This window comes from Cuniculiplasma divulgatum, from assembly GCF_900083515.1.
Classification (GTDB): domain Archaea; phylum Thermoplasmatota; class Thermoplasmata; order Thermoplasmatales; family Thermoplasmataceae; genus Cuniculiplasma; species Cuniculiplasma divulgatum.
In genome coordinates this window covers 1,337,822-1,362,317 of sequence record NZ_LT671858.1, presented here as the reverse complement: position 1 = coordinate 1,362,317, position 24,496 = coordinate 1,337,822, and the positions used below count along the sequence as shown (strand labels likewise).

The window sequence follows — 24,496 nt, the reverse complement described above, 5'->3', positions numbered from 1 at the left end:
TTAACTTATACAGTTCCTATCACCTTCATCTAAGTCCAAGTCTTTCCTGAACTTTCCTTATGCCTGTTCCATACTGAGCAGCTTTCTTTCCCCTGGTGTATATGGATTCCGGGAGTCCTGATATCCTTCCTGCTTCTCTTATTATCAGTTTATTATTCCCGTCACCAAGATGAACCTTTCTGTCCATGGTACTGAAATATTCTGGAATCCCATTTTCCAGATAGGGAGTTATTAGTTTCTTACCGAAATATTCAGCAATTTTGTTTTCTCTGGGAAGTGTTATCTTATATAATTTATCAAGGCTACTTTTATTATTTTCTTCCCTTCCATCTGAAAATTTTTTGTATCCATAAAAAATTTCATCGGCCCCCTGTCCTGTAACAAGTGTCTCCTCACTTATTCTTGAAAGAATGATAGCCAGGACGGTCTCAAAACCAAGATCCAGGAATGAAATATTGGGATCAATGCCCTTCACTATTCTGTAGCATTCTATTACATCACTGTTTTCAACATATATTTTTGTAAGGTTTGCTTTTAATGTTATACACAGTCCTTCAGCGTATACAAAGTCCTGCGATCCCTTTACACCTACACAATAGGCATGTTTTCCCTTACCAAGAACTGAAAAAAGAAGTGAGCTGTCTATCCCGCCAGACAGGGCAAAAGCGGAGTCTCCTATTAATTCATCCTGGTCCTTCAGCATCCCGATTAGACGAGCAGAAAAATTTTCTGACCCCATGAAATCCGATATCATAATCAATAAATAATCTTAAGGATTAACCATATGTGGATTATATCCCAGACACATCTGTCATAGTAGATGGAAGATTTACAAAATACATAGCAAAGATAAAGAGTGATTCAAGGGTCATTATCAGCGAAGCACTTATTGCGGAAGTTGAGCACCAGGCCAATCAGAGTAGATCCATAGGATTTGCAGCCCTTGACGAATTGAAAAAGGTCAAGGAAATATGCGCAAAGAAAGGCATAATTATCGAATTTTTTGGTAAGCGCCCAACACAGTGGCAGAAAATAAACGGACATAACGGGGAAATTGATGAAATAATAAGAAGTGAGGCCATGGATCTCAACGGAATTCTTGTAACTGGCGACATCGTACAGAAGAACATAGCAGTTCTCAAGGGTATACAGTGCCAGTATCTGGAACCGGATGATAAGATATCTGTTAAACTCGAGGAATTTTTTGATAATGAAACCATTTCAGTTCATATTAAAGCAGATACCTATGTTAAGGTAAAGAAAGGAGTTCCGGGTAGTGTTGAAACTGTACGAACCGATCATTTCCTAAAAAGTTCTGAGGTAGATGCACTTATAAATAATCTGATAAAGAGAGCTGGAAACGAAAAAGACTCATTCGTGGAGATGGATATGGCTGGAGCCACAGTACTTCAGCTCAACGTCTACAGAATCGTAATAGCAAGACCTCCATTTTCCAGTACCGCTGAAATAACTGCTGTAAGACCAGTCATCAAGAAAGAACTTGCCTACTATGAAATTCCAGAGGAAATTATGAATCATATAACCTCTGGTTCAGCCGGAATTCTGGTTGCCGGTAGCCCTGGGGCAGGTAAAAGTACATTTGTACAGGCACTGGCGGATCATCTTAACGATCAGGGAATGATAGTAAAAACTATGGAAAAACCAAGAGATCTTCAGGTGAATAAGGAGATCACCCAGTACACGTCCCTTGAAGGTTCTATGGAGCAGACGGGAAATATTTTACTTCTTGTCAGAAACGATTATACTGTTTTCGATGAGATGAGGGTCACATCAGATTTCAAGGTATTTTCAGATCTTCGAATGGCTGGAGTGGGAATGATAGGCGTTGTTCATGCAACAAAGCCAGTAGATGCACTGCATAGATTCATTGGTCGTATAGAACTTGGGCTTATACCTCAGGTGATAGATACAATACTGTTCGTGAAGAATGGGAAGATATCAAAATACCTGTCCATTTCGCACACAGTAAAGGTGCCCTACGGAATGGTACAGGAAGATCTCTCTAGACCTGTGATTCAGGTAAAGGACACCCTGACCAGAGAGGAACTTTATGAAATCTATTCCTTTGGAGAGCAAATAGTTGTGGTTCCAATTGAAGAAAATGAAGGTACATCACAGATCAATGAGGCTAAAACTGAACTGGTCAGGTCAACGATTTCGGAATATCTGGGATATGATCAGGTTGTTGTATCTCCGAAAGGAAAGAGAAAATATAAGGTTACCATTCCTGAGTCTCTGCGCCCCAAACTGCTCGGTAGAAAAGGCGCAAATATAAGCGAGCTTGAAAAAAGTCTTGGGGTATCAATAGATGTGGTTTCAGAGGAAGATAGGGCAAGAAGATCTGTTGCTGTGGAGGTGAAGAACAGGATAATCTACCTGCATTGCAATGAGAAAAACAGCCTCGTAAACATATATGTTGATGATGTAATGGCAATACAGGGAAGAACTTCCAGCAAGGGAATAATTCGAATAAAGGTTGATAGCGAAGCAGGAATCAATCTGGAAAAGGCAATGAAATCAGGAAAAACAATAACCTATTCGCTCCAGTCGTAATTTTTCATCTTTAAAATAAATGATAAGGCCTAAATTCAGGTGATTTTAAATTGAGAATTTACCCGGTGTTTTAGGGAATGGGTGCACATCCTCAATTCGTTTAAATCCACATATGTACCTGACAAGTCTCTCAATACCTATGCCAAAACCCGATGAAAGTTGCAAACCTTCCTCAGCATAATCAAGGAACCACTTGAACTGCTCAAATGTCTGTCCCTTGGCCAGAACCCTTTCCTTTATTCTCTCAATCTCATATTCCCTTTCTCCTCCTGAAATAGCTTCGTTGAACCCCTCAGGATACATAAGGTCCATATCTCTCAGAATCCCTTTTTCATCATCCTTCTCCCTGTCATAAAACTCTCTTTCCTTAAGTGGAATATCTATTATCCAGAATGGATCAACTTCCAGTTCTGATAGTTTCTGTTCAAAGTCATCACCGTATTTTTCCTTTGCTTCGGTATACCTGTAAGTCTTGAAAGGAGTCTCTGGAACACGCAGCTTTCTGTTTAGAATAGCAAGCTTATCAGGAAGCTTCTTGACGACCTCTTCAATGGCCCCCTTTATGAGCTCCTCTCCAAGTTTCATTGCATCTTCCCTTGATGCGTTTAGCATTTCCAGATCAAGTTGAGTAAATTCCAGAAGATGCCTGCCGCTTTTTGCCTTATCTGCTGTTTCAAGCCTTACATTTGGTGAAAACGTATATATTTTTGGTATTTCCTGCACAATCATCTGTTTATGGAAGATCATACTTTTTGTAAGTGAATACCGTGATCCCTCGTACTCAAAGGTAGGATCATATACTGGGTGGTTCAGTGGGTCCGTTACAGAGGAAAATATCACAGGTGGAATCTCAAGGAATCCATGTTTAACCAAAATATCTGACATTTTTCTCCTTATTAACGTGTTTACTTCAAGGGCTATTTTTAATCTCTCACCTTTGAGATGTTCTCTCAATTCAGTAGTTACAATTTCTTGCATGATATAGTAATTATCTATCATCATATAACATTTTGTTGTATAATTTAGACATTTTGTATCCATTTGAAAATAATTCATAACTTTATCAGACGTTTTAAAAATCTTAAATAGTAAATAACAATACAGTGCTAATGGATGACAAGGATAGTAGAATACTTGAGTATCTTATGGAGAAAGGCAGGGACAAAATTGCTGACATTTCAAGGAATCTGGACATTCCTAGAATCACTATCTATGAAAGAATGCAGAATATGATCTCAAATGGCGTAATAAAAGGATTTACAGCAATTCCTGATTATTCTCAGCTGGGACTTGGTGCAATGGCTTATGTGTTTGTATCCTTTGATCCCAAGGCAAATGTAAAACAGAGAGAAATGGCACGCATCATTGGGCATTTCCCACAGGTCTATGAAGTTAGTATAGTGGCCGGTCAGTGGGACCTAATCATAAAAGTAAGAGGAAAAAGTATCGAGGAAATCGGTGAATTCGTTCTGGACAAACTCAGGTCCGTAGCCGGAGTAGAAAGGACTGAAACAATCACAGTTTTCTCATCAATAAAATAAATTTATCTTTCAAATCAATTATTCATATCAACTACAATTATAATTTAAGAAAGCAATGTCTTAAAAATTAGAGAATATTTCTAAATAGATACATTCGATGACTCCCTCTCAATGGACAATGTAAAAATTGTGACAGTTTCCTCAGCAATAAGGGGTCTTGGATATTCATCCATTTGGATTTACAGTTCCATTTATATGACTAAATTTCTTGGGCTTTCAACGTTTTTTGCTGCACTTGTATTCATGTCAGGAGGAATTGTTTCTTCCTTTGCCCAGTATGGTGGAGGAAGGCTTGGAGATCGAATTGGTCATAAGAAGGTTTTCACCATATTCCTATCAGCAGTCTTTTTAATGAGTCTTATTCTCGCAGTAAGCAAATTCATTAATGGTTCAACCATTCTTTTTCCACTCAGTTTTGGGGCCATAATGGTACTTAACGGATTTCAATCTCCATCCTCAAACGCTCTTGTTTCCAGATCGAGCAATGTTCAGCTGAAGGGATTTTCCATAATGAGAGTGGGTAACAATCTGGGCTGGGGGTTTGGTCCTGCCATGGGCGGATTTATACTGTCATATTTCGGATTTCCCGGTATCTTCTATTTTTTTACTGTAACTGCCTTGATCTCGTTTTTAATCTCCTTAAAGGTAAGAAATATTCCCTTAAATATAGAGGAAAAACACCTAAAGTTCAACACCAGTAATCTGGCACTCATTGTCATTTCTGTTTCAGCACTACTGATATTTATGGTCCAGGCTCAGGAAACAATATCTCTCTCACTCTACTCCGATGGAATATTCTCTGGGCAGTATTACGAAATAGGGTTAGTCTATATGCTTAATGGTTTACTAGTAGCCTTTACACAGCCATTTTTCTACAAAATTTCCAGAAAAATGGGGGAATTTCAAGCATTAATTCTGGGGGGATTGATTTATACATTGGGTTTTGCATCCTATGGACTAGACTCTAACCTTATTCAGATGCTAGTATCAACAGCAGTATTCACAATGGGAGAGAATCTATCATTCCCTAATGGCTACTCCATAGTCGCAAGTATTTCCAGAAAGGAGAAAATTGGAACCAATATAGGAATATACAATGCATTCTGTTCAGCAGGGCGTGCTTTCGGTCCACTTCTTGGTGGGGCATTCTTACCAGTTATTTCAAGTCATATACTTTTCTGGATATATGTCACATTTCCTGGCTTTATTGCCACAGTCCTCCTAATATTTTTTTACAGAACCATTAAAAATTACAGAGAACGGTTCAGCAAATCTATTTCTTGAAAAGCATATTTAATCCAAAAACAATCTTTATAAGATAATATATCCAATTACCATGATCTACTGTGTATATACCAAACGAATTTAAGGTGACAGATCAAGAAAAGGTCTATCAATTTATCAGGAAGAACAGTTTTGGGTTACTTCTTACATCAGTCAATGACGAGATATTTAACTCACAAATACCGTTTATCATAAAACCAGAGGGAGATTCTTTTATTCTTTATGGCCATCTTTCCAGAAATAATGATCAGTGGAAAACTTCAGAAAATAAGAAGGTGACCGTACTATTTCTGGGAACTCATCATTATATATCACCCAGATGGTATACAATAGAGTCTTCTGTTCCAACCTGGGATTACGCTACTGTGAAAATTAATGGGATACTAGAATTACTGGAGAGAAGTCAAACAGAACTCTTGTTAAAAGAACTGAGTCTTGAATTAGATCCAGAGTGGGCGGCATTACAAAAAGAAAAAGAAGATTATTATCAAAAAATGATAGAGGAAATTGTCGGTTTTAGAATAAAAGTTACAGAAATATTTGCAAAATGGAAAATGAGCCAGAACAGACCAGTTGAAGATATCACAAAAGTGTTAGATAATCTTAACAAAATACCTCATTCTGATGCCAAAGAAACCGCTCATGAAATATTGGAATCTAACCTTTCAAGATTAACCAGGACAAAATTATGATAGCATATATGAGTCTTTTATGCCGCTCAATATGAAACAAACCTTAATTTTCAGATCCAAGTTATTAGTTCAACCTTTTAGCAGAATCATTTGAGATTTTTGAACTAAGCATTCCACATTTAAATGTATGCCGGGATCGGGGATCGAACCCGAGACCTCCGGATTTCTCAGAAAAATTCTTATGAGTCCGGCGCTCCACCTACTAAGCCACCCCGGCGCTTAAAATAGTTTTTAGATTATTGAGCTGGGACTTCCTCTGCCGGGGCATCTTCAGGAACTGAAAAGTTATATTTCTCTCCAGTGCTTGTGAGCTCTGACTTTCTAAATTCCAGCTTTTTGAGCGGGTATATATCTTTGACTCCGTTTAATATTTCTGATACTGATTCATCTTCTATTATAAATCTAGCAAATTCAAAGTAATCCATATTCTTAACTTTTTCAGAAACAATTTGAGTAATAGCATTTCTCAGCTCAACACTTTTAGCTGATGTCAACTTATTTTCTGTTACAGCGACCACCTTAAGAACAAATTCGTAACCATCGGTAGTTTTTACATCCTTTACAATATCAATTCTCTCTTTTCTTCTCCTTACCATTCTTCTTATATAATCGTCGTTAACAGAATGACCAACAAAAATTGTACTGCACTTAGTACCAACACAATCTAAGACCTTAAATTCGAGCTTTGCGTTTGACTTTTTGAAATTCCCAGAAAAGTCTGATATAGGAATTTCCACCACTCTTCCTTTTATACTATCGGGTCCAGTACCCACTGTCATAGCTATTTCTTTTCCTCCAAGCTGACTCGGAGCCATAATTCTGTACCATTTCTTTTCTTTCCACTTATCCTTCGTTCTTTTATTTGATCTTTCTCCAGCCATTCAATCCCTCTAAAGGTGCACTTTAAACTTTACGAAATAATAACAGTGAAATTAAATGTTTCGATTATTAGAAAGAAACCATTTAAGGAGCATTTTGAAAACTATCTATCCTAAAGTGCAATTGGTATTGAACATCCTCTCCGCCCATACTATATGTAAACGTGCTAGTTTTACTAAAAGTGAAAGCAATTGGAAAACCTATTATAACTATTATAAATTACCGTACGAAGAGTTTAATAAATAAAATCCTCTAACGGGATAACTCAAATAAGTAAAAGGTGAATAAATGGCAGGACAAAAACCACACATAAATTTGGTAACGATAGGGCATGTTGATCATGGAAAGTCGACTTTAGTAGGGAGACTGCTGTTCGAGCACGGTGAAATTCCACAGCACATAATCGATGATTACAAGAAACAGGCCGATGAAAAAGGAAAAGCTACGTTCGAGTTTGCTTGGGTAATGGATAGGTACAAAGAAGAAAGGGAAAGAGGAGTTACAATTGATCTATCTCACAGGAAGTTTGAGACAGATAAGTACTACTTCACTATCATTGATGCACCAGGGCATAGGGACTTTGTAAAAAATATGATTACTGGAACAAGCCAGGCAGATGCAGCTATGCTTGTAATATCTGCAAGGGAAGGAGAAGGGATCATGGCACAGACAAGAGAGCACGCATTCCTTGCAAAGACACTTGGAGTACAACAGATCATAGTACTTGCAAATAAGATGGACTCAGTACAACCACCTTACAGTGAAAAGAGATTCACAGAAGTAAAGGGAGAAATAGAGAAGTTCATGGCGTCTGTTGGTTACAGGAATTTTCCAATAATCCCAATTAGTGGTTATAAGGGAGATAACATAACGAAAAAATCAGAAAACATGAAATGGTACAGTGGACCAACATTACTGGAAGCATTAGAATCATTAAAGGTACCCGAGAAACCAACAAACAAGCCTCTCAGGCTACCAGTTCAGGACGTTTATTCCATAACTGGAATAGGAACAGTTCCTGTTGGAAGAGTTGAAACAGGAATTATAAAACCTGGAGACAAGGTTATATTCATGCCGGCCAATAAGCAGGGGGAAGTAAAATCTGTGGAAATGCATCATGAGTCATTGCCCCAGGCAGAACCAGGAGACAATGTAGGGTTCAATGTAAGGGGAATAGCCAAAAATGATGTCAAGAGAGGAGATGTTTGTGGACCAGTTAATGCACCACCAACCGTAGCCAAATCATTCACGGCTCAGATAGTAGTTCTGAACCATCCAAGCGTTATTGCAGTTGGTTACAAGCCAGTATTTCACGTTCATACAACTCAGGTTGCGTGCAGGTTTGAAGAGCTCGTAAAGACAATCAACCCTAAGGACGGTACAACAAAAGAAAACAATCCTCAGTTCATCAAAACTGGAGATATAGCGGTTGTTAAAGTGGTTCCAGATAAACCATTGGTAATAGAGAAGGTTGCAGAATTCCCACAACTCGGTAGGTTTGCTATTAGGGATATGGGGCAAACTGTTGCCGCAGGTCTCTGCCAGGAAGTAGAAACTAAGTAAAGTGAACATCATGGTATCATATAGAGCTAGGATTTCACTGAGTGGAACTGATCATAGGATAGTGGACGAAGTCTGCAGGGAGATCAAAGGTATTGCGCAAAGAACAGGGGTTGATATTCACGGTCCTGTTCCATTACCTACCAAAAGATTAACCGTTCCAGTAAGAAAGAGCCCAGATGGAGAAGGTTCACCGACCTGGGACAGATGGGAAATGAGGGTACATAAGAGACTCATCGATATTGATGGAGACGAAAGGACACTTAAGCAGGTGATGAAAATCTCAATACCAGACGGGGTCCAGATAGAAATTCAAATGAAAAATTAATTTTTTCTAATATTTTAAAGGTGTTTTTATGGGTCGAAAGGAAGATAATATTGCAAAGGCTGCAACATTAGTTAATAAGGCTGAAAGTATAAGAAATATAGATATTGCTGCACACATTGATCATGGTAAAACAACGCTCAGTGATAATTTAATTGCTGGAGCAGGGATGATGAGTGAGGATCTTGCCGGAAAGCAGTTAATGCTGGATTATGATGAACAGGAACAGGCCAGAGGAATAACAATTAACGCAGCTAACGCTTCAATGGTTCATCAGGTAGACGGTAAGGATTATTTGATTAATCTGATTGATACTCCTGGACATGTAGACTTTGGTGGAGATGTAACAAGGGCAATGAGAGCTGTAGATGGTTGCATTATAGTTGTTGATTCTGTGGAGGGTGTAATGCCACAGACTGAAACTGTAATAAGGCAAGCACTAAGGGAATATGTTAAACCAACCATGTTCATCAACAAAGTCGATAGGTTAATCAACGAATTAAAGCTAAATTCTGAGGAAATGCAGAAGAAATTTATTAAAATAATTAATGATGTTAATAAACTAATTGCTAAATATGCACCAGATAAGTTCAAAAAGGAATGGGAATTAAGCGTTCAAAACGGAAAGGTATCATTTGGATCAGCATATAATAACTGGGCTATTTCAGTGCCTGCAATGAAGGTCTTTAATGTCAATTTTAATGATATTGTATCAATGGTGAGGGAGGGCAAGCAGAAAGAACTGGCCAAAAAAGCACCATTGCATAAAATCATTTTAAATATGGTGGTTCATCATTTGCCAGATCCTAAACAGGCTTCTGAATACAGGATACCCAACGTATGGCACGGAGATCTCGAGTCGCAGGTAGGCAAATCAATGATGGTTTGCGATACAAAGGGTCCACTTGCAATGATGATTACAAAAATTATTGTCGATCCACATGCTGGTGAAATTGCAGTTGGGAGAGTATTCAGTGGTACTTTGACTAAAGGGCAGGAACTATACATAAGCAGTGCTTCAGGCAAGTTCAAAATTCAAACCATTGCAATGATGGTTGGTCCAGATAGAATTCAGGTTGACTCAATTCCAGCAGGAAACATCGCAGCCGTTATAGGGCTCAAGAGTGCAATTGCCGGTTCAACAGTATCAGCCGTTGCAGATATGGAACCTTTTGAACCCATGACTCATTACACAGATCCGGTGGTCACACTCGCAATTGAAGCGAAACACACCTCAGATCTGCCGAAATTAATTGATGTACTAAAAACTGTCTCCAAAGCTGATCCTTCTATTCAGGTAAACATAAACCAGGAAACAGGTGAACATCTTATTTCAGGAATGGGTGAACTTCATCTTGAAGTAACGCTTTATAGAATCAAGAACGATTACAAGATTGAAGTTACAACCTCTGACCCAATAGTTGTGTATAGGGAAACTGTAGAAAGAACAGGGGGGCCATTCGAGGGAAAATCACCAAATAAGCATAATAAATTCTACTTCAAGGTAGAGCCACTGGAGGAAAGTGTGGTTCAGTTAATCAAAGATGGTGTTTTACCACAGGGTTCAAAGTTCAAGGATAAGAGGGCCACAATTGAACAGTTACAGAATGCAGGAATTGATAGGGATACTGCAAGAGGAATAACCGCAGTAATGGGAGAAAATGTAATGTTTGATGTGACAAAGGGAATTCAGTATCTAGATGAAACCATGGAACTGCTTCTGGAATCGTTTAAAGAGGTTGTGGAAAGAGGGCCACTGGCGAATGAAGGAATGACTCATATAAAAGCATCTCTAGTCGATGCAAAGTTACACGAGGATAGTATTCACAGAGGTCCTGCACAGGTAATTCCTGCTGGTAGAAACTCACTTTATGGGGCAATCTGTCAGGCCAGGAGAGTATTGATGGAGCCTATTCAGAAAGTCTACATAAATGTACCACAGGATATCATGGGGTCAGTTACTAACGAAATTCAGCAGAGAAGGGGAGTAGTTGACGAAATGAATATCGAGGGCGATGATATTGTAATCGTTGCTAGAGTACCAGTTTCGGGCATGTTTGGGTTTGCATCTGCTATTAGAAGTGCTACTGGTGGTAAGGTTCTATGGAGTTCAGAGAACTCAGGTTATCAAAAAGTACCTCCAGAGATACAGAAGGAAGTTGTTTCAAAGATCAGAACAAGGAAGGGCCTGAAGCCAGAACCATATAACGAAGACTATTACTCTTCCCTCTAATTTTTATATAAATTTTTAAAATTACTCACCATATAGACCTATGGTTTTAACAAAAGTTTTTTGCAGTAAGTGTGGTGCTACAAGAGAAAATTTTGAACTAGTATGTACTACCTGTGGATCACCTTTCATCATAAAAGTATCCGGTCCATATGAAAAGAATACGGTTTCAAACTATGATTATTTTGAGACTCCACTTATTCCGCTAAATTTAAAAACGCCAATACTTGAAACCAATAATTTTAAGGCTAAGTTAGAATTTTATAATCCAACACTTTCTTATAAGGACAGAGGTATGAACACTCTCTTTTCATTCTTGAACTTCAAAAAGTTCCTTAACGAGGGAGATGAAGTAAGTGAGGATTCCTCTGGAAATGCAGGCGCATCTTTCGCAATGTTTTCTAAAATGTTAGGGCTTAAAGCAACAGTATTCGCTTCGGCTTCCGCTAACCAAAATAAGATGAAACAGATTGAACGATATGGATCCAAGACTGAGAGAATAAACGGAACGAGAAAAGACGTAGAAAATAGTGCAAAAAATAGTGGTCTCAAATACCTTGGTCATCAGTACTGGCCAGAATTTTACGACGGGTTCAGAGTTATTGCCTACGAAATATATGAACAAATGGAACATATGCCTGATAATATTCTGATCCCTTTCTCAACCGGAACATTATACCTTGGTATATTTGAGGGTTTTTCACACTTGCTTCAGAATGGACTGATTGATTCCATCCCAACACTTTGGGCTATTCAGCCAGAAAAAGCCAGTGGGATGTATAATAAGTTGAACAATATCGACAGAGAACCAGAACCCTCAATTGCTGATGCTTTAACAGGGGTTGTACCTCTCAGGTATTCACACCTGAGTTCTATAATAAAAACTTACGGAAGGTGCGAGGTGATTTCTGAAAATGAAATTATCGATGCGAAACAATACCTCCTTACTATTGGAATAGACTGTGAATACAGTTCAGCCATAACCTATGCTGCGTTAAAGAAATTCAATTTAGGAAAAGGTTCTCTCCTAATACTTACTGGACACGGAATTAAAAATCTTTAGTCCAGTTTAGGTTCCTGTTTTTCACATACTTTCTTTCCGTTCAGGATCAGGGAGTAGGTAACATGGACACCGCCTCTCCTTGCCAATATGGTAACGCTGCAGTACTTTTCCAGTGACAAGTTTATGGCCCTTAGAGCCTGCTCTTCTGTTACCTCTGCATCTATGGTATATGTGAAATTGGCACTCTTAAGGACCTTAGGTTCCTCTTCCTCCCTCTCTGCCTCTACCTGCATTCCGTATTTTTTAATCTCCTTCCTCATTCTAGAAATTATCAAAACCACATCATACGAAGAGCAACCAGACATTGCGAATAGCATTGTTTCGGTTGGTGAATAGATCATGGGGTTATTTATTATAGGGTCCCTGAGATAGACTGTTTCCATCTCGGCGGAATCACTTTTGAATCCAACCTCCCTATCATAGTGAAAAGATATGGACAGGGTCATTCAGTGTCTACCTTTTTCAAAAGTGAACCAAGAGTCTTCAAAGCATTCATTACTGCACTCAGTCCTGCTGCGACCTCTGGATCCTTAAGCATGCCCATCAATCTTAACAGAGAGAAGTTCTCAGGTTGCTTTGCCCCATCTATCATGGAATCCCATATATCTTCACTGTTATATAATAAGACATTAAGCACTGACTGTGAAGTCTTACCTGAAACAGATGCCATTAGTGCAACGAGGGCGTTTGCAAGAGAAATTCCACCCATATGAAGCTCTCTCTTATCTATGAGAGATGTGTATGCCTTTGTATTACCCGGCATATTTTCTGTGAGCAACTTCTCCAGGACTTCCAGATTGCCAGAGTCTTTGAACATCTTAACAAGATTAAGAACCCCAAGCAATGTTTGGTCATCACCCATTAATTCTGACAGTGCAATTTCAACCTGATCTTTTTCATTTTTTTCATTTTCCATGTTTAACACCTCACAAAAATCCCTGTGAATAACTACCAAAGAATGAATTGTACGAGTATAACTTCAGCAAGTAATCTGTTTTGCTCTGTTTTCCTTCACTATATTCTCCGTTGTTATCAATTACTATGTTTGTAGCCCTCTCTTCATCGGTTATTAGGTAGTCAATGTAAGTTGCACCCTTATAGTCTTCAGGGTCAGGATACCCACTGATCAAGTGTGCAATTTTAGCCGTGATATAATCAAGCTCAACATGGACTATATTCCAGTAGTTTGATATGTACTTGGGTTCTATGGATGAAATGTAGACTTCAGGGAAGTTTTTAACATTAAGATTTTTGAAGTTAATCTCTATTGGGGAACTATCTGACTTGGGAAAACCAGCACCAACCAGATAATTTTTCATTCTGGAGGGTGCAAATATAACTGGAATATCATATTTTACTGCAGTGCCATCACTTGTTTGAAGTTCCTTATTCTTCACATTCAACTGATCCAGTTTAAATCCGTACACAGTTTTAATTCCATTTTCCTGCAGGACCTGATCTATTTTTTCATGAAAATTTTTGTTTTCTATTATTGTTTTGGATGAATTGAGATAAGTTATCTTCATGTTCTTATCAGTTCCATTCCTTTTAAAGTGATTCTCGAGCAATACACAGAGATTAGCCCCAACAAGAGGGCTTCGGGAATGCGTCCCATCCTGATATACTACAATCTCTCCGCTTTTAATGTTCTGGAGATCTTCTTTCAATCTTAGTGAATCCTGAATGGTGTCAAGAGTTCTTGCATCTTCTGAGAATCCGGTAATTGTGGTGTGATCTCCTTCTACAGGGTTTGTTATGAGGAGATAATCATATCTGACAACCTTTCCTCCCCTGGTATTCAAACTTTTATCCTTAATATTTAATGAAACAATCTCATCTTCAATATACTCAATATTAGTATGCAGCATTGAATTCATGCTTCTCTTCAATAAATGGTGATCCACCAGAGAGAAGGGAACGAATATATTGGAATCACTGAATTCAACATTGACACGTTTTCCAATCACTATCATTTCGATTTCTTTCTTGTTTGTACGATTTGCAAGCTTATTTGCAGCCATTACAGCTGATTCCTTGTCTCCAAGAATTACCACTCTATCAGGAATTTTCATTTAATCACCTATTATATTAATCTGTTCTACGGTTAGAAATAATTTCTTTGTATTATAATTTTTAGAATTACTTACATCAATTGTTTAAGAAAATTTCGGATTTTCTTTGAGGAAAGGCGAAATTATTATTTTCTGTCCATTATGAATATTTTATTAAATTTTTGATCAAGAGAATATTAATAGTGAAATACCGATCATTGGTGGATGATAATAACCATTAATTTACGTGGAACAATTGGAGAAAATACCTTTGCTGGTATAAAATCGCAGCTGGATGCTTCACTTAGAAATAAAAATGTAAAAGGGGTGATTCTCGACATCAACTCAGGAGGTGGAAGCGCAAGCGCATCAGAGCTTATTTATGAAGCAGTGAGCCACCTCAATGAAAATAAACCCGTTTTTTCCGTGGTTACGGGTACTGCAGCTTCAGGGGCATATATGATTGCATGTGCAACAAGAAAAATATACTCCATTCACACAGGACTCATTGGTTCGGTTGGAGTGATTTCCATGTCTCCTGATGTGAGTGAACTACTTGATAAAATAGGTGTGAAGGTAAATGTGCTAAGCAAGGGAAGAGAAAAAGCATCTATGAACCCATTTCAAAAATCTACCGAAGAAGATCTTCTAAGACAGAATGTGATCCTGTCTGAAATCTATGACTTCTTCATGACAATTGTAAAGGAAAGGAGGCATCTAAGTGATGAACAGGCTTCTGAGGTTGGTAACAGCGGAATTTACGCTGCAAAGGAGGCAGAAAAACTGAGCCTAATTGATCAAGTTGACAGTTATGGGAAGATAATAGAATCTATAAAAAATGAATTGGGGGAAAAATCTGACCCAGTAGTTATGAAGAGAAAGATACCATTTTTGCTTAGATTTGCTATGAAATTCCTGGGACAATAGGGAAATGTGAAAAATGGTTAGAAATTGAAAAAGATCAAAAAAGACTTTGTATAAAGTCCAATTCAATGTTACGTGAATACACAGGAAAGAAGATCACTATCAAAATCTATTGTTTCAATAGTTATTGCAGTGATTGTAGTTTACGCATTTGAATATTATTATCTCCAAATAGCTAGCATTTTCAACATACCAGCCAAAGATGACGTATATGTAAAAGATGCCTTCGTAGCACTGATAATAATCATAGTATCTTTCGTTTTGCTTAGAATAACAAAGAGATTACTTAATCAACTGACATTAAGAAGTAACGGGGAGAGGAATCTCAACGGAATATATATCATCCTGCGTATAGTGATTTATGCATTGGCCATAACTGCATTCCTAGTATACGCCGGAGTAAACCTCGAAGGGGCACTTGTCGGAGGAGCAATCGGAGGTGTTGTTATTGGTTTCGCAGTACAATCTGTCGTTTCAAGTTTACTTTCTGGATTGCTGGTTACAGCGGGGGGATTCCTAAAACCAGATGAATCCATTTCAATATTTTCATGGATGTTTCCAGAAACATTAACTGGAAGAGTAGAGGATGTAAAGACCCTCTATACCAGAGTAAAATTGACTAATTCCAGAAGTATACTTATTCCGAACACCATTCTTTTTGGCAGTTCAATATTCACGAAGCTAAATGAAGGAAGGAAGGTAAAATATGAATTCAACACAACAATTCCTGCCGACGTAAATGCAAGGGAAGTTATAACTAAATTCATGGAACAAAAGGATAAAATTGTGAATGATCTAAATATTGATGAAATAAACACCTATTTCACACAGAAAAATGGAACAACAAACACAATAACCTTTATCATCCAGTTTGAGGAAATTATGAAACTTAATGGTTACATAGACAAAATAAATACTGCTGTTGAGGATTCATACTGGGAAATAAAGAATAAACCAAAAAATTAATCTACTTATAGTAATAAGCAAATGCTAATTTTTAATACGGCGTTTTTAATATCATGTCGATGGAAAGCAAAATAAGTATTGTTGAGAAGCAGAAAGATTCAATAACATTTGAGATAATGAACTATGACAATACACTACTAAGACCTCTTGTTGAGGAAATTCAAAAAGATGAACAGGTTACAGAATCAAGATATTACATAAAGCACCCTGTAATAGATAATCCTAGAGTGTATGTTAAGGTGAAATCTGGAAAGCCGCAGGCCGCGGTTAAAAGATCGATTAAGCGATTAAGCAAGGTTTTTGAAAACCTTTCAAATGAATTGAACAAAGAACTAAAGAAAAACGATGATTCGCAAATTGGGGTACCAGAACTGAATAAGAACAAACCAAGTGATAATTAAGTCAGTTGTTCCAGTTTGGAATCAAAAAATTTTTTAATTATAGAAACAGAGATAGGACGGTATAATTTCGCCAGGGAAGAGCTTTTATGTACGTTTGAAAGAGCATCTTCTATCCCAGTAAGAGAAATGGGTCAGGGAATATTCATTGCAGAGGGTATTCATGATCTGAATGGACTTGCATTTGTAAAGAGAGCTGGTCAAGTATTAGGTATAGCAGAACAGTTTTCAGATATTTCCAAAGTTTTACTACCCGAAGGGAGGTTCTATGTAAGAGTCATAGACCCACATAAGTGCCACGGCACATCAGAGGAAAAGGAAATAGGGCAACTGCTGGGAGGAATAGGACGTGTATCCTTTTCAAATCCCGATTTTGTAGTTCTGGCCTACCATCTGGATAAATGGTACATATGCACGCAGAAATACTCAAGAAATAATCTCGAAAAGGCAAAAAGAAAGGCTCCTCTTAGACCATTTTTCTCACCCGTTTCCATGGATCCAGCCTTCGCATCTTTCCTGATTAACATGGGTTATTTTCCACATGGTTCAACACTTCTGGACCCTTTCTGTGGAGGAGGCGGAATTCTTATGGAGGCAGGTCTAAAGGGATATAGGGTAGAGGGCATTGACATTCTCAACGAAATGGTAATCGGAGCCAGGATGAACCTCAAGTATTTTGGAATCAGAGAATTCAGTATAATTAAAACGGATTTTCTGGAGTTTCAATCTGATAAAAAATATGGTGGAATAGTAACGGATTTCCCATATGGAAGAAATTCTCACATATCAAAGGAGAGATCAGAATTTTATTTCAGGGCTGCTCAAAAGATGTCAGAATTCCTTGAAACGGGGTCCAGAGCATGTATCGTAACAGATAATATGGAAAATTTAGAATACTTCAAAAATTTCTTTGATATTGATATCATCTTACCACAGAAAGTGCATAAATCCTTAACAAGATACTTCACTAGAATGATAAAAAAATAAATAATTATCCGAGAAAGTCATCAACAATTTTCCCGACAATCTCAACCGGGATGCCGGTGGTTCTAGAAACCTCGTCTTCATTCAGCGTTTCCAGATATTCTACCAATATTTGTCTGATAAATCCTTCCTTTACTCTTTCTACAACATTCTTACGCAATATTTGAATTATATTATTTTTTTCTTCAACAAGACTCTGCCTCTCTTTCATGAGGGCATCCATTTTTTCATTTATTTCTTTTATTCTTTCTATGGAAACTTCATTCTGAATACTTGGCTCATTCTTTTCTGCCAGGTCAAATTTTGATACCTGAATGAAAGTTGGTGTATAGTCTATGACGAGTGTAGAAAATCCTGTTGGCCTGTAGACTTTTCGAGGTGGACCAATGGAGCTGGGAGTTACTCCCATGGAAAGGATCAGATTTGCGTGTTCAAGTATCTCCAGTTGTTTATTGATCGCCTGTTGTGAAATTCCCAAACTCTTACTTATTTCCAAGCCGTATGACTCTTCCATAAGGAGTTTTTTTAAAATGGCCCTCCTGGTTGAATTTTCCATTATGGACAGGAGGGTATCAATGTCATTCATCTTACTCTATCTTCACTGATTTTCCTTTCTCGTTTCCCTTTCTCACAAGCTCCAGAGTCAGATCCAGTATTCCGCTGGTGAATTTTGCCACAGCGCTCTCAGGTTTTACTGGCTCTTCCAGGGCGACATTCTTGAAGTACTTCCTTGAACCTTCAGCAACATTTATTGTTACCTCATTCTCGGATACTTTAAGATCTATATTTTCTTTGGATATGCCAGGAAGCTCAAATGTCAGGTAAACCTTGTCCTTGTCATAGTTGATATCCGTGAGTGGTTCTCTGACCTCAGTCTCACCGACTTTGTCGCTCAGAGAAGGTCTGTTAGGAATGTTTCCAAACTCCTGGAAGGATGGTTTTCCATCTGGACCAACCTTATAGCTGAATCCATATACATAGGGTCCAATCATGTGTTCATCAGAATTCTTAATCATCCTTTCCATTATTCTTCTCATCCTATCATTTACCTTATCAAAGTCAAATCCAAAGTCTTCGAAGAAATCTCCGAAGAAGTCGTCATCCCAGTCATCATCTTTTCTTCTTCTTACTACCATCTTAATTACCTCTTGTCAACCATTAGTTGACAACTATGTATTACTTACTTATATTTAAGTTTTTTGAATCGAATAATATCATTTGCCTTATAGGTAGTAATTAAAAAATGAAGAATAAAACTTCATTCGTTAGTTTTCACGGGTGTTTTCTGACTTCCCCTTGATAGAACTCTGTAAACATAGAATAAAACTACAAAGGCAAGAACAATAGCAATATAAGTATAATCATTAAATAGTCCCAGTATATTTTTCCAGCTATTGCCAAGCAGATATCCAACATATATTAGAACGGAGTCCCATATCACCGTTCCTAAGAGGGTAAACGAAAGAAATTTCGTAAACTTCATTTCCGCCAGACCAGCTGGTATTGATATAAATGTCCTGAAAATAGGAATAAGTCTTGTTATAAAAACCGATATTTCTCCATATTTATTGAACCATTTTTCTGTTCTATCAAGGGATTTTTCGTCCAGTCTGATATATTTGCCAAAGCGCATTATGGCAGGTCTTCCTCCATAAAGTCCGATGGCGTAAGCGGCACTGGCTCCAACGGCATTTCCCAGTGTCCCAGCTATAAGCACCAGCAGATATGAAGGGATGCTAAGATATACAGGTAGTTGATTGCTCAGGGCTAAATAACCAGAAAAGGCCATTACAACCTCTGATGGCACTGGTAGTAACAGACCTTCCAGAAACATAAGGAAGAATATACCTGGATAATTTGATACCTGAATTACATATATAACTAAATTAATAACGTATTCAATTAGACCGGAAATTATAGAACTCATTTATTTACCCACCCATACACTCCAGATTAAAAAACTATTCTATCACAAGTTTTCTTTTCTTAACATCGCTTTCAAGTAGCATAAGTTCTGAAAGCTCATCTGGATAACCCTCTGTATATATTATTTCCTTAAGTTTCGCATTTACTATCATTTTGGCACACACCACGCAGGGAAAAGTTGTGGTATATATAACCCCACCCCTGATGCTGACACCATTAACAGCAGCTTGAATTATTGCATTCTGCTCTGCATGCAAACCACGGCATAATTCGTGCCTTTCACCCGATGGAATATCCATATCTATTCTTATGCAACCAACCACATCGCAATGCTGTGCACCACTTGGAGGTCCATTATATCCGGTAGCAAGGATTGATTTATCCCGTACAATAATAGCCCCTACCTGCCTCCTAACGCAATTTGCCCTTGAGGCAGCCATATAAGCCATTTTCATGAAATACTGATCCCAGGAAGGGTGTTTTTCTGTTTCCATCTTAACTAATCCGAATCCCTGCCAGTTGAATTCTTACTCACACCCTTTTCAACTGCATCAACATGTACAAATCTTCCTTTGAGTTTTTCCATTACCTTTGGTAGCGTAGTGTACTCCATGTCTTCTTCTGGGAGCCTGTGTGGTTCAAATGGTCCCATTCTCCTGATATAATCAGTAATATCATTGGCAAGTTTCCTGGCATTATCGTAGGCTGGGTCGTCAAACATGTCAACTGGACCAGTTAATTTCTTATCCTTATAAACAAAACCGAGGGCAACTACTCTTGGTGGGCCATCAAATCTGGTCATTTTGGAGTTTTTCATTGCTACTGGCATTAAGGGACCGTTAAATGATCCTCTCATCCAGCCTGAAACAAGATATGGGTGTGAAAATGCTTCCATCGCCTCACCAGATGCCGGTAATCCTGATTGAATTCTTACAATTGCCGCGGGATCATCTTTTCCAACATATTCTCCTGCTATAAAGGACAATTTGTCAGTGGTAATAACTGCAACATTTTCATCTGGCAATTTCCCGTGTTCTTTCTTAGTGTAAACTCTTTTTATAACGTATCTGCCCTTAGTTCCAATAAGGGATATTATATCATACATCTCTTCTGGTGCATTAAGCATTATAGCTTTTGCTTCCTGAATATCCCAAACCTCAAATTTAAAACCATCATGCATACTTTGATCTATTACGAGACCAGGAGTATTGAATGGGTCAGCAAACATCTTGAATATTGGGTAATTGAATGCTCCAGGTTCCGTTTTATCCATCATATATACTATAAATGGTTCACTTCGCCTCGGAGTTATATCCATTTCGGCGATTCCGGGACCCATTCCTTTGATATTTCCAGAAAAAGAATCTTTTAGGAGATCCTGTCCTGCACCGTAAAGACCAAGCTTTTTGGCAACCTCAGTTCCTGACTTGAATGCGTCCCATGCAAGTTTGTGAACTTCTGAGGCATTAACTCCATTATCATGAACCATGGTTATCTGTATGTCATCCCCAACATAACCCACAAAATGATCCCATATAATTCCCTTAGACTGCTCCTTTAAAAATCTCTTAACTTCGTTCAATACATCTTCGTGGACTGTTGTATGCCCTGGCAGACTACCTATATCTGCCTTAATATGGGTCAACGTAACCTTCATAATGATTCATGGCAACGACATATTAAAATAATTCGGATATTCATTAATGAAGACTATGTGTTTAGTTATAATTTTAGTTCAGAGTTTTTCCAAAACTTTACTATGCTTTTTGGAAAAGTAATTTAGAAATGATTGTCATCATGGGTACGGAAGTCTAAAAATGTCGTATCTAGAGATAGGGTTGCTTATAGTGTTGATATGGATCATAGCAATGATCGCCCTTCGCCCAACAATAAACAAGAGTAAACATTTTCAAACAATGGGAGGGATATTATTACTGATTAAGGTCAAAAAAAATAGAGGAATACTGGACAGGATAGCCGGAAGCTCAAAATCAAAACTATTTTCACGGCTTTCAATTCCACTCGTTTATATATTATTTGCAATGGGCATAGTCCTGCTTGTCCTTGGTACAGTACTATCACTAACAACAAGGGTGAAGGAAAATATACCTGTTAGTGAATATCTTGCGCTTCCGGGGATAGATCCGGAAATCCCCATTGTTTATGGGCTGATAGCTTTTGCAATATCTCTAGTAATTCATGAAATGTTTCACGGAATTGTTGCAAGAAAGCATGGAATTAAGGTAAATTCAGTTGGACTTATGCTTTTTGTGGTTCCAATCGGTGCTTTTGTTGAACCTGATGAAAAAGAGATAACGGAAACAACTCCAGTCATCAGAAGAAGAATAGTTGGTGCGGGAATAGCGGTAAACTTTGTCATTGCTATAATCTGCTTCCTTTTTCTTTCTCTGGCTATGTCCCATGCAGCAGTTCAAACATACCCGGGGGCATATGTTGATGCTGCATATCCTGGAAACACTGTAACACCACACAATATCACGGGAAGCGAGCTCCTTTCAGTTGGAAATATGAAAGGCAATAGCCTGGTTAATCTTACAACTTCCTGCTCAGTAACACCTGGTACTCTTCTGAATGCTTCATTTTATAATGGTCATAAAATCTTCAATTACTCCATACCTGCTGGAATTCAGGTAGTATCAACTTATAAAGGATACCCTGCCTATAAAAATATAAGTCTAGGTGATTATATAATTTCTGTAAATAACAGGACCGTTTATAATGAAACTGTACTTGGTAACATACTGAACAAAATAAGTCCTGGAACTGAAATAACTGTAGGACTAGAAAATTTTACTGCTGCATCCCATGAAGGAATAAAAAGTACAGTGTCCTTTAAAACAAGATCAACTTATTCATTCTATAAAACGGAGGATCCGTCCTTATTAACAGCGGCCATGAAAAATGAAAGTTTCATAGGTGTTGGAATAACCTATGGTGGACTTGGACTCGTTTCTATGAGCTATTACAAATCTCTAGTGTTTGGCTCCTCTGTATACACCTCAGGACCCGAAGGAGCTATAGAATCAATAGCATTACCCTTTGACGGGCTTTCCCCCGTGCCATCAAGTTTTGCCCACCTGTATTCTGTTCCACTGGGGTATGAAGTATTTTGGTTTTCAACAAATACAATATACTGGCTTTTCTGGGTGAATATACTTCTCGCTATCACAAATGCCCTGCCACTTGCAATATTTGATGGAGCGCAATTCCTCAGGGATACCCTGATGATAGCATCCAAACATGAACGTTTTAAATACTTCCGCGACGAAAAGAATATAGCTGCCGTTCTTTCACTCACTACAACACTGATCTTGCTAATGCTGATGATAGAAATAATTGTTCCCAGAATCATATAGATTTTAAAAAATATCTGGAATTTGGTTCACTGAATTAAGTGGACCAAATTACCCTTTCCATTCATAGTTCAAGGAACAAATAAAACTAACACACTGTTCACAAAGAGTTTATAACTTGAATTCAATAGGGGTAACATCAGGTTATAAAAATGCCGTTTGCAGAATCAATAGAAAGAAGACTAAATAAGAAAATTTGCATGAGATGTGACGCAAGAAACTCAGTTAAAGCAATAAAATGCAGAAAGTGTGGATACACCGGTTTAAGAATGAAGGCAAAAGAAAGAAGGGGAGGCCAGTAGGCACTTGGACAGTAATCTCCCCAAAGCAGCAGTTTTGAGGATGGAGGGGACAAACAATGACACAGAAGCCCTCCGGTCGCTGAGGGAATCAAATCTTGACCCCAGTTACGTGCATATTCACGAAATAGAAAAAAATAAAGTTGATCTGGAAGATTTTCAGATTTTGTTCATACCAGGTGGTTTTTCAGCAGGAGACTATGTAAGGGCTGGTATTATTTTTGCAATCAGATTGAAGACAGCCGCTGGTAAAAAAATAGAAGGAATGATAGAACAGGGTAAGCCCGTACTGGGCACATGTAATGGATTCCAGGTGTTATCAGAAATGGGTCTAACCTCTTCAGATATGGATAAGAGAGAACTTGCCCTGGACGTTAACGAAAGTGGGAAGTTTGAATGCAGAACAGTACTGGTGAAGTATTCGGGACGAAATAAGATTTTTGATGGGAAAATCCCAAGGGATCAGGTATTTGAAATTCCAGTCGCTCATAAGGAAGGAAGGATAAGATTCACATCAGAATCCGTTGAAAAGGAATACGTTGTAAATGGCAGGGCAATATTCACCTACGTAGATCCTGAAGGGAAAATTTCAGGCTATCCATGGAATCCGAATGGTTCGCCCGATAATATTGCCGGAATATCGGGACATTATGATAACGTGCTTGGTCTGATGCCACATCCAGAAAGAATGTTTTACAGTTACCAGCTTTCAACTAAGGGAAAAAGAGAGAACAGCGTCCCAGTGGGAAAAATATTTTTTGGTGCAATCTCTGATTATGCAAGAAGACTTTAATCACTTAAATCTTTCATTTTCAATCCTAAGCAGAAGCTTTCTGGCATTCTCTTTAAATTCCTCAAGTGTTGAATCGTTCACAATCATGTACTCTGCAAGAGAAATTGCATTTCCAATACCCCAAGACAACTCTCTATCATCTCTGCTTACGAGTTGATCAAGAACCTTGGCATCATCGGGTCTTCCTCTTTTCTGTATTCTTTTAAGTCTTTCCTCTCTATCAGTATGAATTCCAATTAAAACAAGATCTGGAAATCTTGTTTTGAAATAATCAAATTCCTCCATGTTTCTTAGTCCATCAACAATGACCTTCCTATCATCTTTAATGTCTTCCGAAAGACGGACAGCCCAGATATCTTTCCCATGAAGTTCTCGTTCAGAGTTTGCAAAGGTTCCAATTTCCTTATCTGTGTTGCCTATGTTATTCATCTTTGCATATTTTCTTACCACATCACCCATATGATAATCTTTCCATCCCATACTTTTGGCAACTTTTATAAATTCATCCTTCCCTGATCCGGGCATGCCTGTAACAATAAGCATGAAAACCCCTATCATATCAATGAATAATTAATTTATGAATGATACAATTATATCCTTAACAATAAAAAAAATCCTGAAAACCATATTTCA

At 38.0% G+C, this 24,496-nt stretch carries 27 protein-coding genes and 1 tRNA gene; 15 read left to right on the top strand and 13 right to left on the bottom strand.

Annotated elements, in window-relative coordinates; translation table 11 throughout:
* Nucleotides 1-25: 25 nt before the first annotated feature.
* Entirely contained in the window at nt 26-754 is a 729-nt protein-coding gene (locus CSP5_RS06650) for an asparagine synthase C-terminal domain-containing protein (protein WP_148689953.1), read from the bottom strand.
* Nucleotides 755-786: 32 nt separating this feature from the next.
* Here CSP5_RS06650 and CSP5_RS06645 point away from each other — a divergent pair, with 32 nt between their 5' ends.
* On the top strand, nt 787-2,574 hold the full coding sequence (locus tag CSP5_RS06645) for a PINc/VapC family ATPase (RefSeq protein ID WP_021788877.1): 1,788 nt from the start codon (nt 787-789) through the stop codon (nt 2,572-2,574).
* Nucleotides 2,575-2,619: 45 nt separating this feature from the next.
* Here the strand turns inward: CSP5_RS06645 and CSP5_RS06640 are convergent, their stop codons facing one another.
* Complete coding sequence (locus CSP5_RS06640) at nt 2,620-3,552, bottom strand: asparagine synthetase A (protein ID WP_077076866.1); 933 nt, start codon at nt 3,550-3,552, stop codon at nt 2,620-2,622.
* 131 nt (nt 3,553-3,683) lie between these two features.
* Here CSP5_RS06640 and CSP5_RS06635 point away from each other — a divergent pair, with 131 nt between their 5' ends.
* The 3 genes from CSP5_RS06635 (at nt 3,684) to CSP5_RS06625 (ending at nt 6,091) form a co-directional block, all read left to right on the top strand.
* On the top strand, nt 3,684-4,115 hold the full coding sequence (locus CSP5_RS06635; RefSeq protein ID WP_077076478.1) for an Lrp/AsnC family transcriptional regulator: 432 nt from the start codon (nt 3,684-3,686) through the stop codon (nt 4,113-4,115).
* A 111-nt stretch (nt 4,116-4,226) separates the two neighbouring features.
* Nucleotides 4,227-5,399: an MFS transporter gene (locus CSP5_RS06630; RefSeq protein ID WP_077076477.1), complete on the top strand. Its 1,173-nt coding sequence runs from the start codon at nt 4,227-4,229 to the stop codon at nt 5,397-5,399.
* Between the two features lie 62 nt (nt 5,400-5,461).
* Nucleotides 5,462-6,091, top strand: a complete 630-nt coding sequence (locus CSP5_RS06625) for an FMN-binding negative transcriptional regulator (RefSeq protein WP_077076476.1) — start codon at nt 5,462-5,464, stop codon at nt 6,089-6,091.
* A 128-nt stretch (nt 6,092-6,219) separates the two neighbouring features.
* Here the strand turns inward: CSP5_RS06625 and CSP5_RS06620 are convergent.
* Together CSP5_RS06620 and CSP5_RS06615 are read right to left on the bottom strand one after the other, a co-directional pair.
* Nucleotides 6,220-6,308, bottom strand: a tRNA-Met gene (locus CSP5_RS06620).
* 19 nt (nt 6,309-6,327) lie between these two features.
* Nucleotides 6,328-6,972: a 30S ribosomal protein S3ae gene (locus CSP5_RS06615; protein WP_021788882.1), complete on the bottom strand. Its 645-nt coding sequence runs from the start codon at nt 6,970-6,972 to the stop codon at nt 6,328-6,330.
* A gap of 286 nt (nt 6,973-7,258) precedes the next feature.
* Between CSP5_RS06615 and tuf the strand changes: the two genes are divergently transcribed.
* Genes tuf through CSP5_RS06595 form a run of 4 tightly spaced genes read left to right on the top strand, consistent with a single transcriptional unit; the run spans nt 7,259 to nt 12,148 of the window.
* Nucleotides 7,259-8,533 carry a translation elongation factor EF-1 subunit alpha gene (tuf, locus tag CSP5_RS06610; RefSeq protein ID WP_021788883.1) on the top strand — a complete coding sequence of 425 codons (1,275 nt, stop codon included), beginning with the start codon at nt 7,259-7,261 and terminating at the stop codon, nt 8,531-8,533.
* Between the two features lie 10 nt (nt 8,534-8,543).
* Nucleotides 8,544-8,858, top strand: a complete 315-nt coding sequence (gene rpsJ, locus CSP5_RS06605) for a 30S ribosomal protein S10 (RefSeq protein ID WP_021788884.1) — start codon at nt 8,544-8,546, stop codon at nt 8,856-8,858.
* A 28-nt stretch (nt 8,859-8,886) separates the two neighbouring features.
* Nucleotides 8,887-11,088, top strand: a complete 2,202-nt coding sequence (locus CSP5_RS06600; protein WP_148689952.1) for an elongation factor EF-2 — start codon at nt 8,887-8,889, stop codon at nt 11,086-11,088.
* Between the two features lie 40 nt (nt 11,089-11,128).
* The gene (locus CSP5_RS06595) at nt 11,129-12,148 is read left to right on the top strand and encodes a pyridoxal-phosphate dependent enzyme (protein ID WP_021788886.1); all 1,020 of its coding nucleotides are present in this window, start codon (nt 11,129-11,131) and stop codon (nt 12,146-12,148) included.
* On the opposite strand, the gene CSP5_RS06590 is transcribed toward CSP5_RS06595, so the two are convergent.
* From CSP5_RS06590 to CSP5_RS06580, 3 genes are read right to left on the bottom strand one after another with little or no spacing between them, the layout of a single operon-like run.
* Nucleotides 12,145-12,594, bottom strand: a complete 450-nt coding sequence (locus CSP5_RS06590; protein ID WP_021788887.1) for an OsmC family protein — start codon at nt 12,592-12,594, stop codon at nt 12,145-12,147. The genes CSP5_RS06595 and CSP5_RS06590 overlap by 4 nt on opposite strands.
* The gene (locus CSP5_RS06585) at nt 12,591-13,064 is read right to left on the bottom strand and encodes a DUF1641 domain-containing protein (protein WP_021788888.1); all 474 of its coding nucleotides are present in this window, start codon (nt 13,062-13,064) and stop codon (nt 12,591-12,593) included. The genes CSP5_RS06590 and CSP5_RS06585 overlap by 4 nt, the downstream gene beginning before the upstream one ends.
* Nucleotides 13,065-13,074: 10 nt before the next feature.
* Entirely contained in the window at nt 13,075-14,220 is a 1,146-nt protein-coding gene (locus tag CSP5_RS06580; RefSeq protein WP_077076472.1) for an NAD(P)/FAD-dependent oxidoreductase, read from the bottom strand.
* Between the two features lie 204 nt (nt 14,221-14,424).
* Here CSP5_RS06580 and CSP5_RS06575 point away from each other — a divergent pair, with 204 nt between their 5' ends.
* From CSP5_RS06575 to CSP5_RS06560, 4 genes are all read left to right on the top strand, one after another.
* Nucleotides 14,425-15,126: a S49 family peptidase gene (locus tag CSP5_RS06575; protein WP_148689951.1), complete on the top strand. Its 702-nt coding sequence runs from the start codon at nt 14,425-14,427 to the stop codon at nt 15,124-15,126.
* A gap of 72 nt (nt 15,127-15,198) precedes the next feature.
* The gene (locus CSP5_RS06570; RefSeq protein WP_021788891.1) at nt 15,199-16,089 is read left to right on the top strand and encodes a mechanosensitive ion channel domain-containing protein; all 891 of its coding nucleotides are present in this window, start codon (nt 15,199-15,201) and stop codon (nt 16,087-16,089) included.
* Between the two features lie 59 nt (nt 16,090-16,148).
* Nucleotides 16,149-16,490: a DNA-directed RNA polymerase subunit L gene (locus CSP5_RS06565; protein WP_077076469.1), complete on the top strand. Its 342-nt coding sequence runs from the start codon at nt 16,149-16,151 to the stop codon at nt 16,488-16,490.
* Between the two features lie 15 nt (nt 16,491-16,505).
* Nucleotides 16,506-17,474 (top strand): methyltransferase, encoded by a 969-nt coding sequence (locus CSP5_RS06560; protein ID WP_148689949.1) that lies wholly within the window; start codon nt 16,506-16,508, stop codon nt 17,472-17,474.
* Nucleotides 17,475-17,478: 4 nt separating this feature from the next.
* Here CSP5_RS06560 and CSP5_RS06555 read toward each other — a convergent pair whose 3' ends face one another.
* The 5 genes from CSP5_RS06555 to fbp form a co-directional block, all read right to left on the bottom strand.
* The gene (locus tag CSP5_RS06555) at nt 17,479-18,057 is read right to left on the bottom strand and encodes an ArsR/SmtB family transcription factor (protein WP_077076467.1); all 579 of its coding nucleotides are present in this window, start codon (nt 18,055-18,057) and stop codon (nt 17,479-17,481) included.
* A gap of 1 nt (nt 18,058) precedes the next feature.
* Nucleotides 18,059-18,607 (bottom strand): archaeal heat shock protein Hsp20, encoded by a 549-nt coding sequence (gene hsp20, locus CSP5_RS06550; RefSeq protein ID WP_077076466.1) that lies wholly within the window; start codon nt 18,605-18,607, stop codon nt 18,059-18,061.
* A gap of 122 nt (nt 18,608-18,729) precedes the next feature.
* A complete protein-coding gene (locus CSP5_RS06545; protein ID WP_077076465.1) occupies nt 18,730-19,398 on the bottom strand; it encodes a DedA family protein in 669 nt (222 codons plus the stop codon).
* Nucleotides 19,399-19,432: 34 nt separating this feature from the next.
* Nucleotides 19,433-19,891, bottom strand: coding sequence for a deoxycytidylate deaminase (locus tag CSP5_RS06540; RefSeq protein ID WP_021788897.1), 459 nt, complete (start codon nt 19,889-19,891; stop codon nt 19,433-19,435).
* Nucleotides 19,892-19,896: 5 nt separating this feature from the next.
* Complete coding sequence (gene fbp / locus CSP5_RS06535) at nt 19,897-21,054, bottom strand: fructose-1,6-bisphosphate aldolase/phosphatase (protein WP_077076464.1); 1,158 nt, start codon at nt 21,052-21,054, stop codon at nt 19,897-19,899.
* Nucleotides 21,055-21,214: 160 nt separating this feature from the next.
* Between fbp and CSP5_RS06530 the strand changes: the two genes are divergently transcribed.
* The 3 genes from CSP5_RS06530 (at nt 21,215) to purQ (ending at nt 23,863) form a co-directional block, all read left to right on the top strand.
* Nucleotides 21,215-22,774 (top strand): site-2 protease family protein, encoded by a 1,560-nt coding sequence (locus CSP5_RS06530; protein WP_077076463.1) that lies wholly within the window; start codon nt 21,215-21,217, stop codon nt 22,772-22,774.
* A 149-nt stretch (nt 22,775-22,923) separates the two neighbouring features.
* Nucleotides 22,924-23,073 carry a 50S ribosomal protein L40e gene (locus CSP5_RS06525; protein WP_021788900.1) on the top strand — a complete coding sequence of 50 codons (150 nt, stop codon included), beginning with the start codon at nt 22,924-22,926 and terminating at the stop codon, nt 23,071-23,073.
* A gap of 4 nt (nt 23,074-23,077) precedes the next feature.
* Complete coding sequence (gene purQ, locus CSP5_RS06520) at nt 23,078-23,863, top strand: phosphoribosylformylglycinamidine synthase subunit PurQ (protein WP_197685800.1); 786 nt, start codon at nt 23,078-23,080, stop codon at nt 23,861-23,863.
* Here purQ and CSP5_RS06515 read toward each other — a convergent pair whose 3' ends face one another.
* Nucleotides 23,864-24,406, bottom strand: a complete 543-nt coding sequence (locus CSP5_RS06515; RefSeq protein ID WP_083705326.1) for an AAA family ATPase — start codon at nt 24,404-24,406, stop codon at nt 23,864-23,866. It lies immediately after the preceding gene.
* Nucleotides 24,407-24,496 lie beyond the last annotated feature (90 nt).

Bases quoted from the DNA above. Each gene is read 5' to 3' on its own strand.
- CSP5_RS06650 (WP_148689953.1), bottom strand. From the start codon at position 754: ATGATATCGGATTTCATGGGGTCAGAAAATTTTTCTGCTCGTCTAATC.
- CSP5_RS06590 (WP_021788887.1), bottom strand. From the start codon at position 12,594: ATGACCCTGTCCATATCTTTTCACTATGATAGGGAGGTTGGATTCAAA.
- CSP5_RS06565 (WP_077076469.1), top strand. From the start codon at position 16,149: ATGGAAAGCAAAATAAGTATTGTTGAGAAGCAGAAAGATTCAATAACA.
- hsp20 (WP_077076466.1), bottom strand. From the start codon at position 18,607: ATGGTAGTAAGAAGAAGAAAAGATGATGACTGGGATGACGACTTCTTC.
- CSP5_RS06515 (WP_083705326.1), bottom strand. From the start codon at position 24,406: ATGCTTATTGTTACAGGCATGCCCGGATCAGGGAAGGATGAATTTATA.
- tuf (WP_021788883.1), top strand. From the start codon at position 7,259: ATGGCAGGACAAAAACCACACATAAATTTGGTAACGATAGGGCATGTT.
- CSP5_RS06640 (WP_077076866.1), bottom strand. From the start codon at position 3,552: ATGCAAGAAATTGTAACTACTGAATTGAGAGAACATCTCAAAGGTGAG.
- rpsJ (WP_021788884.1), top strand. From the start codon at position 8,544: ATGGTATCATATAGAGCTAGGATTTCACTGAGTGGAACTGATCATAGG.
- CSP5_RS06635 (WP_077076478.1), top strand. From the start codon at position 3,684: ATGGATGACAAGGATAGTAGAATACTTGAGTATCTTATGGAGAAAGGC.
- CSP5_RS06615 (WP_021788882.1), bottom strand. From the start codon at position 6,972: ATGGCTGGAGAAAGATCAAATAAAAGAACGAAGGATAAGTGGAAAGAA.
- CSP5_RS06555 (WP_077076467.1), bottom strand. From the start codon at position 18,057: ATGAATGACATTGATACCCTCCTGTCCATAATGGAAAATTCAACCAGG.
- fbp (WP_077076464.1), bottom strand. From the start codon at position 21,054: ATGAAGGTTACGTTGACCCATATTAAGGCAGATATAGGTAGTCTGCCA.
- CSP5_RS06525 (WP_021788900.1), top strand. From the start codon at position 22,924: ATGCCGTTTGCAGAATCAATAGAAAGAAGACTAAATAAGAAAATTTGC.
- CSP5_RS06575 (WP_148689951.1), top strand. From the start codon at position 14,425: ATGATAATAACCATTAATTTACGTGGAACAATTGGAGAAAATACCTTT.
- CSP5_RS06530 (WP_077076463.1), top strand. From the start codon at position 21,215: ATGTCGTATCTAGAGATAGGGTTGCTTATAGTGTTGATATGGATCATA.
- CSP5_RS06600 (WP_148689952.1), top strand. From the start codon at position 8,887: ATGGGTCGAAAGGAAGATAATATTGCAAAGGCTGCAACATTAGTTAAT.
- CSP5_RS06540 (WP_021788897.1), bottom strand. From the start codon at position 19,891: ATGGAAACAGAAAAACACCCTTCCTGGGATCAGTATTTCATGAAAATG.
- CSP5_RS06585 (WP_021788888.1), bottom strand. From the start codon at position 13,064: ATGGAAAATGAAAAAAATGAAAAAGATCAGGTTGAAATTGCACTGTCA.
- CSP5_RS06545 (WP_077076465.1), bottom strand. From the start codon at position 19,398: ATGAGTTCTATAATTTCCGGTCTAATTGAATACGTTATTAATTTAGTT.
- CSP5_RS06580 (WP_077076472.1), bottom strand. From the start codon at position 14,220: ATGAAAATTCCTGATAGAGTGGTAATTCTTGGAGACAAGGAATCAGCT.
- CSP5_RS06630 (WP_077076477.1), top strand. From the start codon at position 4,227: ATGGACAATGTAAAAATTGTGACAGTTTCCTCAGCAATAAGGGGTCTT.
- CSP5_RS06595 (WP_021788886.1), top strand. From the start codon at position 11,129: ATGGTTTTAACAAAAGTTTTTTGCAGTAAGTGTGGTGCTACAAGAGAA.